Genomic DNA, 11,311 nt, shown 5'->3' with positions numbered 1-11,311 from the left:
AGTCGCAGCTTTGCCCCAGTGGCGTGGTTCTGGAGACCATGAGAGGTTTCAAGGCTCACTGAGTACACCTTAGTCTTTTCCTGCCAGAGTATCGACATTCAACGCGAGCCCTACGATGTATCCGAACAAGAGCGCTGCCGCGAATATAAAAGCGCCCTGCAAGACGTTCGAGATCAACGTACTTGACTCAAAGCCGGTCACCAGGAAGTAAAGAAACCAAGTTAAACCGCTCAGAAGAGTAACTATTGCAGGGGCTTTATGACTCATACTCATATGCTTTTAGTATCTCAGTCCCGTGAACCATTCGCAACGTCTACGGCGACGGTCCAGTCGGCGTAGTCGGGGTTCTCGCCGCGGGCGGCGCGGAAGTACAGTTCCTGCAGCCGCTCAGCCACCGGCCCGACCTTGCCGCTACCGATCACGCGGCCGTCTATCTCGGTGACGGGTGCGATCTGGAAACCCGTGCCCGTCAGAAATACCTCGTCAGCGGCGTACAGCTCGGTGCGGTCCACGTCGCGGGCGATCACCGGTATGTCCAGCTCTCTGCGGGCAAGATCCATGACCGCGTCTCTGGTTATGCCCTCCAGGATGTCCGCCGTGCCGGTCGGGGTGGAGAGCGCGCCCTTGCGCACGATAAAGATGTTCGCGGCGCTGGCCTCCGATACCTGCCCGTCCTCCGTGAGGAAGATGGCGTCGTCGTAGCCGCCTCTTTGCGCCTCGTCCACGGCGAGCGCGGTGTTTATGTACGAGCCGGTAAGCTTTGCGCGGGCCGGTATGGCGTTGTCCGAGGTCCGCCGCCACGAGCTAACGGCGCACCTCAGGCCGGTAAGCTCGACGTAGTTGCCCATCGGCACGGTGAATATGGAGAGCTCGGCGTCCAGCGCCAACTTCACGCCGATGGCGGTGGCGGACTTGTACGCCAGCGGCCGGATGTAGGTGTCCTCGCGCGGGGCGTTTTTCTTTAGCACCTCGATGGTTATGTCGCACAGCTCGTCTATCGTGTGCGGCAGGTCTATGCGGAGGAGCTTGCAGGACTGCTCGAACCGCTCGTAGTGCTCGCGCAGCTTGAGGACCTGTAGCGTCTCTTTCTGCTCGTTCCAGTACGCCCTGATTCCTTCAAAGACGCCGGTGCCGTAGTTGAGACCGTGGGTGGCGGGCGAGAGACGCACGCCGCCCATCCTCACGTACCCGCCGCCGTGATACATCCAGTCGGCGTCCGAGGCGGTAAACGCCTTGCGCTCTCTTTGCTGTGTCTGGTCCGTCATCGTCTAACCCTCCGGCCTATCCCTCGACGCCCTCGTTGATCATGGCGCGCAGCCCGGACCCTACGCGGGTGATGTCGTGGCGGGCCTGCTTGTCGCGCATGGAGAGGAAGCTCGCGCCGCCGGACTTGTTCTCGAGTACCCAATCGCGGGCGAAGTGTCCGTTCTGGATGTCGGCGAGTACCTCGCGCATCCGGTCCTTCACGCCCTCGTCTATGATGCGTGGCCCGGAGGTGTAGTCGCCGTACTCGGCGGTGTTGGAGATGGAGTAGCGCATGTTTTCAAGGCCACCCTCGTAGATCAGGTCCACGATCAGCTTCAGCTCGTGTACGCACTCGTAGTACGCCGCCTCCTCCTGGTATCCGGCCTCCACGAGCGTCTCGTAGCCCGCTGTGAGCAAGGAAGTGAGCCCGCCGCACAGCACGGCCTGCTCGCCGAAGAGGTCGGTCTCGGTCTCCTCCTCGAAGGTCGTCTCCAGCACCCCGGCCCGGCCGCTGCCTATCGCCTTGGCGTAGGAGAGGATCAGGCTCCGCGCCTCGCCGGTCGCGTCGTTCTGCACGGCGAACAGCGACGGCATCCCGTTGCCCTCGGTGTACAGGCGGCGCAGCACGTGGCCTGGTCCCTTGGGGGCGACGAGTCCGAGGTCCACGTTCTCGGGGACCCGGATCTGGTTGAAGTGGACGTTGAAGCCGTGGGCGAAGAGCATCAGCATGCTCTCAGAGAGGTTCGGGGCGACCTCGTTCTCGAAGACCTCGGGCTGCTTCTCGTCCGGCAGGAGCATCATCACCACGTCGGCCCAGTCAACGGCGTCGGCGACGGTCATCACGTTCATGCCGTCGCTCTCGGCGCGGCCCCAGCTACCGCCGCCCTTGTACAGCCCGACGGCGACCTCGCCGCCGGAGTCTTGTATGTTTCTAGCGTGGGCGTGGCCCTGGCTGCCGTATCCCAGAACGGCGACCTTCTTCTGGAAGATCTCATCCCCTATATCCGCCGCGCGATATACCCGTGCCATACTATTCTCCTCCGTTCCCGGGCCGGGCCGTCGGCCCGAGCCTGATCGCTTCCTCGATTCCGTCTAATCCGCCGAGCCACTCCTCGACGCTCTCCGGCTGGCCGGAGGCCACGATCGTACCCCCGGACTCGTGCGCCCGCACGCCGTGCCGTTCTGCGCTCTCACGCCACCTATCTTCCGTGGTTCCGGGTGAGAATTTCACCAGCACGACCTGGAGAGTGTCTTTCGTGGCCTCTATGCCGCGCACGTCTTCAAGCCCCGAGAGCAGCGTGGTGTAGCGGCGGGCGGACTCCTCGTCGCCCTCCACGAGGAGCGTCAGCCTGATCCCCTCGCCGTCGCGGCCCATAGTAAGTCCGCGCAGAGGCATGCGCTTGTTTTGGAGCGTCATTACGAAGCGGGTGAGGGCGGTCGAGTCGCCCTTCAGCCGGACCTCCACGGCGTTATCCGCCGAGCCGGTAAGGAAACCGTAAGGAAGTTTCTGACCGCTGTTGCCGGTGTTTTTACCGGAGGCCGCCCCGCCGGACGGCCCGCGGGATCTACTCACCCTTACTCACCCTCGTGCGCTTCTATGATCTCGTTCACGCTCGCGCCGGACGGGATCATGGGATACACGTTCGCCTCCGGATCTATGCGGAAGTCGAGTATCGTGCAGCCGTTCTGATCCTCGGCCCAGCGCACGGCCTCCTCGACGTCGTCGCCGGGGTTCACCGCCCGTCCGGCGAGACCGTAGGCGGCGGCGAGCTGCGGGTACTCCGGCCCGGTGATCGGAGTCTCCGAGTAGCGGTCCTTGTGGAAGAAGTGCTGCCACTGCCGCACCATGCCGAGATAGCCGTTGTTGAGGATGGCTACCTTTATGTTCAGCCCGAAGTCCCGGATGGTGGCGAGTTCCTGGATGTTCATCTGGAAGCTGCCGTCACCGGCGATGATCCACACCGGGTCGTCCGGGTAGGCGAAGGCGACGCCCATTGCAGCGGGCAGCGAGAAGCCCATCGTGCCGAGCCCGCCGCTCGTGATGTGGGTGTTGTGCTTGTTGAACTTGAAGAACTGCGCCGCCCACATCTGATGCTGGCCGACGTCGGTGACGACCCGCAGGTCGGGGCCGGCGGCCTCCCGGATCGCGTCCATTATCCGGACCGGGCCGTACTCGCCGCGAGCCTTGTCCTCCCGGCGCTGTTCCGGCTTCTGGGACTCGGAGATCTCGGCCACCCAATCTGCGCAGCCCTGCAGCCGCTTCTCGGGGTCGGCGTCGAAATGCTCCAGCACGCCGCGCAGGGCTATCCTCGCGTCGGCGGCGATGCCGACGGTAGGCTTTATGACCTTGCCGAGCTCGGCGGGGTCGGCGTCTATGTGCACGACCTTCGCGTTCGGGGCGAACCGGGAGGGGTCGCCCGTGATCCTGTCGTCGAAGCGCATCCCGACGGCGAAGATGAGGTCCGCCTTGTCTATGGCCCGGTTCACCGAGGCCTGGCCGTGCATGCCGGGCCACCCTATATACAGCGGATGCGCCTCGGGGAAGGCGCTGATCCCGAGCAGCGTCGTCGAGACGGGCGCGCCGCTGCGCTCGGCGAGCAGCCTGAGCTCCTTCTCCGCGCCGGAGAGCGTGACACCATGCCCGGCGAGGATGACCGGACGCTTGGCCCGACCGAGCAGTGTTGCCGCCGCTTCGAGCGCGGGCGGGGAGACGGGCGGCTCGGCCTCCCTGAGCCTGCGGTATCCGGCTCCGCCGCCGTTGGACGCGGCGCAGGCGGCCTGCTGCACGTCCTTGGGCACGTCCACGAGCACGGGTCCGGGCCTGCCGCTGCGGGCGATCTCGAACGCCCTACGCATGGTCTCGTACAGCTCGTCCGGGTCCTCGACGAGGAACGAGTGCTTGGTGAAGGGCAGCGTCATGCCCATCACGTTGGTCTCCTGGAAGGAGTCCTTGCCCATCGCGCCTCTACCGACCTGCCCGGTGACGGCGACCATCGGCACGGAGTCCATCTGCGCCGTCGCCAGCCCGGTGACGATGTTGGTCGCTCCGGGGCCACTCGTCGCCACGCACACGCCGACCCTGTTTGTCGCCCGGGCGTACCCGTCGGCGGCGTGGGCGGCGCCCTGCTCGTGGCGTACCAGCACGTGCTTTAGCGGATAGTCGTAGATGGCGTCGTAGAAAGGCATGATCGCACCCCCCGGATACCCGAAGAGGTGCTCAACACCTTCATCCAGTAGAGCCTCACACATGGCCTCGCTGCCGGTGCGCGGCTTGTACTCTACATTCAGGCTATTCAAATCTTTAAAAGCGGTATTCTCCACGGCTACCCCATTCCTCTTCTTGCTCTGTTCTAGCTCTTCAAAGGAAACTCGTCCAGAAAACTGGCCGCGGAACGGGTTACGCCCCGGCGGCTCTAGGCGGACCGGATGACTAGGCCCCGGCCCGCCCCGATAATTAGGGCGGGTAGGACGTAGCCATCCCTGGGTACTCGTGGGTGAATCGGTGGCGCGAGCAGGCGCAGCGTCCCGGGGAGACCCCCCGAAACCAAAATCCGCGCCTCTTCAGAAACTCCGCTCAAGAGCATCCTTGCTACTCGCTAACAAACGGCTGGAAAGAACACTATATGGGCCGCACCCGCGTGTCAAGGGATAATACGTGCCAGACGCACGTAATGCACGTAACATCGTGTACGAAGCCGGCGCCGGATAAAGCTCCCCGGATGATCCCCGTGTCTCCCCGGGCTATCCCGGGCTCCGGGCGTGGTTGGCCCCCTGGACGTCGTAAAAGCTTTGAAATAGCCGCGAACCGGGCCGGTAAAAAGCCGCGATACAGGCTGATAAACACGCCTACCAATGGGCCAAATGGCCAAATATTAAGAAAATCGAAAAAATTTCCCGGAGGTGAGCTTTTTCACCCTTGAACTCGATGGTCGTGAATGATACTAGTTTCAATATGGAAAACAATTTTCCAAAACGAAACGCAAGGGGTAAGGGTGGGGGAGCCGCTCCGCGTTAGCTGCACGAGGCCGGTCGTCCGGTTCTCTGGTGGCGCCCGGCGGTCTGCCCCCTGCTGTCTTATAGGGGGTCTCTAGGTGGAGACGAGTGCAAATACTGTAATAATCGGGGCCGGGATCGTAGGGTGCGCCGTGGCGGAGCACCTGGCGCGTCTGGGGCGGACGGACGTGGTGGTTCTGGATCAGGGGCCGCTCTTCAAGACCGGCGGCTCGACGTCTCACGCGCCGGGGCTGATGTTCCAGACCAACGCCTCGAAGTCCACGACCGCGCTGGCCTCCTATAGTGTGCGGCACTACTCCGAGCTGGAGCTGGACGGCGAGCCTTGTTTCTACGACGTCGGCAGCGTGGAGGTCGCCGCCACACCGGAGCGGTGGAACGATCTCAAGCGCAAGCGTGGGCTGGCCAGCTCCTGGGGCCTGGAGGCGCATCTGATCACGCCCGAGGAATGCGCCGAGAAGAGCCCGCTGCTGGATCACCACAACGTCTACGGCGGGTTGTACGTGCCTTCGGACGGGATCGCCAAGGCCATCAGGGCCTGCGAGGCGATGGCCCGCCGGGCGGAAGCCGAGGGGGTGCGGTTCCAGGGTGAGACCGAGGTACTGGATATAGAGGCCGAGCGGGGCCGAGTGCGGGCCGTGGAGACGGACCGGGGCAGGATCGAGACCAACACCGTGCTTAGCTGCGCCGGGATGTGGGGGCCGCGCATCATGCGCATGGCCGGCATCGAGACGCCGCTACTCACCCCGATGCAGCACCAGTTCGCGTGGACCGGGCCGCTCGAGGAGCTTGCCGGGACGACCTCGGAGTCCGATCACGTCATGCTCCGCCACCAGGATCACTCCATGTACTTCCGCCAGCGCGGCGAAGGCTACGGCATAGGCTCTTACCGGCACCGGGCGATGCCCATCTCCTCCGACGACATCCCACGCTACGCCGACGCCGAGCGCATGCCCTCGATGATGGAGTTCACCCCCGAGGACTTCGAGGGTCCGTGGCGAGAGGCGGTGCGCATGCTGCCCGCCCTGGAAGGCGCGGAGTTCGACTCGACGATGAACGGGCTGTTCTCGTTCACCCCGGACGGCGGACCTCTACTCGGAGAGTCGCGGCGCGTAAAGGGCTTCTGGAGCGCGGAGGCGGTCTGGATCACGCACGGCGCGGGTGTCGGCCGCGTGATGGCCGAGTGGCTCGTTAAGGGTGCCCCGAGCATAGACGTCTCCGGGGCGGATGTGAACCGCTTCGAGGCCCATGCCCGCAGCCCCGAGTACGTCGTGTCGCGCAGCTCGCAGTCCTTCTCCGAGGTGTACGACGTGATCCACCCGCAGCAGCCCATAGAGAGCCCGCGCCCGCTGCGCACCAGCCCGTTCTACCCGCGTCAGCAGGGGCTCGGCGCGTACTTCCTCGAAGCCTCGGGCTGGGAGCGCCCGCAGTGGTACGAGGCGAACTTGCCCTCCTCGGAAGAAGAGATGGCGCCCCGGCCCGGCGAGTGGGCCGCCCGTTACTGGTCCCCGGCGATCCCGGTCGAGCATCGGGCCACCCGCGAAAGCGTCGCCATGTTCGACATGACCGCCCTCAAGACCGCCGAGGTGTGGGGGCCGGGCGCGCTCGACTACTTGCAGAAGTTATGCACCAACGAGCTGGATAAGCCGGTCGGTAAGGTCGTCTACACCCTGATGCTGGACGTGAACGCCGGAATCCGCAGCGACATTACCGTCGCCCGCACCGGAGAGGAGAGCTTCCAGCTCGGCATCAACGGCCCGCGCGACGTGGTGTGGCTCGAAAAGCATCTCCCCGCCGACGGCACGGTACAGGTGCGGGATACCACCTCCGGCACCTGCTGCGTCGGGGTGTGGGGGCCTCACGCGAGGGATCTGGTGCAGAGCATCAGCCCCGACGACCTCTCTAACGAGTCCTTCGGCTTCTTCAACTGCCGCCACGTATACGTCGGTGAGGTCCCGGTGCTCGCGCTGCGCGTCTCCTACGTCGGGGAGCTCGGCTGGGAGCTGTACACTACCGCCGACCTCGGGCTCAGGCTCTGGGACCGGCTGTGGGAGGCCGGCCAGCCATACGGAATCGTCGCGGGCGGGCGTGGGGCGTTCAACGGGCTGCGCCTGGAGAAGGGCTACCGCTCCTACGGCGGCGACATGACGACCGAGCACGATCCCTACGAGGCGGGGCTGGGCTTCGCCGTGAAGCTGGACAAGGGCGAGTTCGTGGGCCGGGAGGCCCTGATGAACCGCTTTGCCGAGGGGCCGCGCCGCAGGCTGGCCCCGCTCACGGTAGACGACGGCGAGGTCGTGATGGGCGGCGAGCCTGTGTGGAGCGGCGACTGCGCCGTCGGCTACGTCACGAGCGCCGCCTACGGCTACAGCCTCGGGCAGAGCATCGCCTACGCCTGGCTGCCGCCGGAACTGGCCGAGCCCGGCACTGGCCTCGCCGTCGAGTACTTCGATGAGCGGCACCCGGCGACGGTGGCTGAGGAGCCGATGTTCGACCCGGAGATGAAGCGGATGCGGGGTTCGTCGAGCAAGTCGCCGCGACCACTGACGAAAGCGGGATAGGAGAGCTTTTGGGAGAAACCGTGACCTAACCCCAGAAGAAACCGCCGGGACGGCCCGCAACACTAGGTTTGGCGACCACGCGAACCGTCCGGCAAAGCCACAAGGATCTACTAGGAGTCACCTTGCAACGCCACGATTCTAACAAGATCATCCCTAAGTTTCTAGTCCCGGTTGCCCGTCGTCCGGGAGGCTCGTCGTGATGCCGCTGAGAGAGTCCCGCGAGCCCCGTTCCGCCAGCCGTAGCGTGCTGGACGGCATCGGCGGCACGCCGCTGGTCCCGGTGGATGGCGTGTGGGCCAAGTGCGAGTATCTGAATCCCTCCGGTTCAATAAAGGCCCGCATCGCCAAGTACATGGTCGAGCGCGCCGAGGAAGAGGGTCTGCTCTCGCCCGGCGACACCATCGTCGAGGCGTCGAGCGGGAACACCGGAAACGCCCTGGCGATGGTGGCAGCCGTGAAGGGTTACCGCATGCTCGTGGTGATGCCGGAAGGTATGTCGAGCGAACGGCTCGCCATAAGCCGGCTCTTCGGGGCCGAGGTGCTGGAGGTCGGCGACTTCCACGTGAACGAGGCTCTGGAGAAGGCCCGTGAGCTCGGTGAGCGGGACGGCTACTTCTGTCCTGCGCAGTTCGAGAGCGAGCACAACGTCGAGGAGAACCGGAGCTGGCTCGGGCCGGAGATCCTCTCCGACCTGCCCCCAGGCGAGACGCCGGATGCCCTCGTGATGGGCGTGGGGACGGGCGGGACGCTCGTCGGGGTTGGGCAGGCTTTCCGGGATGCGAACCAGGAGGCGAAGCTGTTCGGGGTCGAGCCCGACGAGTCGTGCACGCTGCTTTGCGGTGAGATCGGGCGTCACCTGGTCGAGGGGATCTCCGACGGTTTCGTGCCCGGCATCTTCGACCGCCACGGCGGCATGGTGGACGGCCTGATCCCGGTCTCCAGCGACGCGGCGGTCGCCGAGGCCCGCAGGCTCGCCAGGGACTATGGTCTGTTCGTCGGGCCGTCCAGCGGGGCTCACGTCATAGCGGCGCGCAAGGTGCAGGAGGAGTACGGGCTGCGGAGCGTGGTGACCGTGCTCTGCGACGAGGGGGAGAAGTACCTGGCCGAAAGGCTGGCACCCGAGGAGCCAACGGACTTTGTCAGCGTCGAGGGGGTGGGGGATGCGACGAAGTAGTTGAGTAGCCTCAGAGTCCGGCGTTAACCGAGAGAGTGGATACCGAGAAAGAGAGGATCTCATGACCGAGATCAACGAGCATACAGAGCACACCAACGGAAGCACCAACGGAAGCGAAAACGGGCACCAGGAGAGTATCGTGGACAAGACGAACCCGCATCCCGAAATACTGCAGTACCCGCGCCTTAGGCGCGGACCGTTCTTCTACTCGTCGCGCAAGCACGGCGTGGCACAGTACAGCGTGTACAACCACAGCTACCACCCGCGGCACTACGGCGACCCGTTCGCCGAGTACGAGGCGCTCCTGAACAACGTCACCCTGTGGGACGTCGGGGCGGCCGAGCGTCAGGTCGAGATCACCGGCCCCGACGCCTTCGACTTCACGAACCTCCTGATCCCGCGCGACCTGCACAAGTGCAACGTGGGCCAGTGCAAGTACACCTTCATCACCGCCGAGGACGGCGGCATCATCAACGACCCGGTGCTGCTGCGCCTGGACGAGAACCACTTCTGGCTCTCTCTGGCCGACAGCGACGTGCTGCTGTGGGCGCGGGCTCTCGCCACGGCCTACGGCTACGACGTGGAGGTCACGGAGCCGGACGTCGGGCCGGTGCAGGTCCAGGGCCCGAAGAGCAAGGACGTGATGGTGGACCTCTTCGGCGAGAGCGTGCTGGACATCCCGTACTACTACCTGGATTACGCCGAGCTGGACGGCATGGAGGTCGTTATAAGCCGCACCGGCTACACCTCGGAGCTCGGGTTCGAGATCTACCTCAAGAACGCCTCCCGCGACGGCGACAGGTTCTGGGAGACGGTCTGGGAGGCCGGAAAGCCCTACGACATGAGCGTTATAGGGCCGTGTCACATCCGGCGCATCGAGGGTGGCATCCTCTCCTGGGGCTGCGACATTCGCCTCGACACCAACCCGTTCGAGGTCAACTACGGCTACGAGTGGATGGTTGACCTCGACCAGGAGGCCGACTTCATGGGCCGGGCGGCTCTGGAGAGGATCAAGAGCCAGGGCGTGGGCCGCAAGCTGGTCGGCGTCGAGATCGGTGGCCCGAAGATGGGCGCGTTCAACGACAGCTCCATGATCGACTACTACGACGTGCTCGACCAGGGCTCGAAGATCGGCTACGTCTCCTCGGCCTGCTACTCGCCGCGCATCGAGAAGAACATCGGCTACGCGATGGTCCCCATAGACTACATCGAGTACGGCACCGCCCTGGAGATAAAGACCCCCACCGGCGTCCATCCGGCGACGGTCGTCCAGAGGCCGTTCGTGGACCCGAACAAGGAGATCCCGAAGGCCTCCCTGAGGACGGTCTAGCCCGAGCACATGCCGCCGGGCCGGGATCTACAAGTCCGGCCCGGCGACGGGAGGAGAATAGGGTGATATACGACAGAGACGCAAAGGAAGTGCCGATCCGGGTGGCGGGGACCATGCCCGGCGTCGTCCCGGCGATGGCCGATCCCCGGTTCGAGATCATACCCATAGCCGGCGCCGAAAACGAGGCCTGGAAGCTCCCCCGCGGGGCGCAGATTACGGTCACCTGCTCACCGACACTGGGACAGGAGAACACCCTTGAGCTCTCGGAGCGGCTCGCGCAGAGCGGTTTCCGGGTGGTACCGCACCTCTCGGCCCGCCTCGTACAGAGCCGCGAGCATCTGCAAAACATCCTGCACCGCTTGGACGCCGCCGGGATGCAGGAAATCTTCGTCGTCGGCGGTGACGCCCGCGAGCCCGTGGGCCCGTTTTATAGTGCTGCTACGTTGCTGCACGAGATGTCCGGGCTGGATCACGGCGTCGAGCGTATAGGCGTTACCGCCTATCCCGAGTCGCACCCGCTGATCGGCGACGAGGAACTGGTCGAGGCGTTGCGAGAAAAGCAGCAGTTCGCGCACTATGCGGTGACCCAGATCTGCTTCGATTCGAGCGTGGTGGCGAGCTGGCTCTCCGGCCTGCGCGAGCGGGGCGTGGAGTTGCCGGTGTATGTCGGGCTGCCGGGCGCGGTGGAGCGCAAGAAGCTGCTCTCGATCTCGATGAAGATCGGCGTCGGAGACTCGGCCCGGTTCCTGAAGAAGCAGGCCGGGCTCGCGACGCGGCTCGTCAAGCCCGGCGGCTACAGGCCGGACGAGCTCGTGGAATCTCTCGCACCATACTTCGGCGACACGTACTACGGTCTTGCCGGGTTCCACATAAACACCTTCAACCAGGCCGAGAGCACCGAGAGCTGGCGGTGGGAGATGCTCGACATTCTGGAGAGTGAGTGGCTCAACCCGGAGGCCGGGGCGAGCGAGAGCCCCGCCTAACTACAGC

General features: G+C 65.0%; 8 protein-coding genes. 4 read left to right on the top strand and 4 right to left on the bottom strand.

What is annotated here, in order from left to right:
* Window positions 1-287 precede the first annotated feature (287 nt).
* From ABD53_RS11460 to ilvB, 4 genes are read right to left on the bottom strand one after another with little or no spacing between them, the layout of a single operon-like run.
* The gene (locus tag ABD53_RS11460) at window positions 288-1,265 is read right to left on the bottom strand and encodes a branched-chain amino acid transaminase (RefSeq protein WP_084709571.1); all 978 of its coding nucleotides are present in this window, start codon (window positions 1,263-1,265) and stop codon (window positions 288-290) included.
* A gap of 16 nt (window positions 1,266-1,281) precedes the next feature.
* Entirely contained in the window at window positions 1,282-2,274 is a 993-nt protein-coding gene (gene ilvC / locus ABD53_RS11455) for a ketol-acid reductoisomerase (RefSeq protein WP_047865929.1), read from the bottom strand.
* A gap of 1 nt (window position 2,275) precedes the next feature.
* Window positions 2,276-2,818, bottom strand: coding sequence for a hypothetical protein (locus tag ABD53_RS11450; protein WP_047865928.1), 543 nt, complete (start codon window positions 2,816-2,818; stop codon window positions 2,276-2,278).
* A 2-nt stretch (window positions 2,819-2,820) separates the two neighbouring features.
* On the bottom strand, window positions 2,821-4,542 hold the full coding sequence (ilvB, locus tag ABD53_RS11445; RefSeq protein ID WP_235401563.1) for a biosynthetic-type acetolactate synthase large subunit: 1,722 nt from the start codon (window positions 4,540-4,542) through the stop codon (window positions 2,821-2,823).
* Window positions 4,543-5,336: 794 nt separating this feature from the next.
* On the opposite strand from ilvB, the gene ABD53_RS11440 reads away from it, so the two are divergent.
* From ABD53_RS11440 to ABD53_RS11425, 4 genes are all read left to right on the top strand, one after another.
* Window positions 5,337-7,817, top strand: a complete 2,481-nt coding sequence (locus ABD53_RS11440; protein ID WP_047865927.1) for a GcvT family protein — start codon at window positions 5,337-5,339, stop codon at window positions 7,815-7,817.
* Between the two features lie 199 nt (window positions 7,818-8,016).
* A complete protein-coding gene (locus ABD53_RS11435; protein WP_047865973.1) occupies window positions 8,017-8,991 on the top strand; it encodes a PLP-dependent cysteine synthase family protein in 975 nt (324 codons plus the stop codon).
* A 61-nt stretch (window positions 8,992-9,052) separates the two neighbouring features.
* A complete protein-coding gene (locus tag ABD53_RS11430; RefSeq protein WP_084709570.1) occupies window positions 9,053-10,321 on the top strand; it encodes a glycine cleavage T C-terminal barrel domain-containing protein in 1,269 nt (422 codons plus the stop codon).
* Window positions 10,322-10,383: 62 nt separating this feature from the next.
* On the top strand, window positions 10,384-11,304 hold the full coding sequence (locus ABD53_RS11425; protein WP_053057994.1) for a methylenetetrahydrofolate reductase: 921 nt from the start codon (window positions 10,384-10,386) through the stop codon (window positions 11,302-11,304).
* Window positions 11,305-11,311: the final 7 nt, after the last annotated feature.

Source organism: Rubrobacter aplysinae (genome assembly GCF_001029505.1).
Lineage (GTDB): Bacteria > Actinomycetota > Rubrobacteria > Rubrobacterales > Rubrobacteraceae > Rubrobacter_A > Rubrobacter_A aplysinae.
Note: the sequence above shows the minus strand (reverse complement) of the source record. Positions and strands in the feature narration are given on the sequence as shown.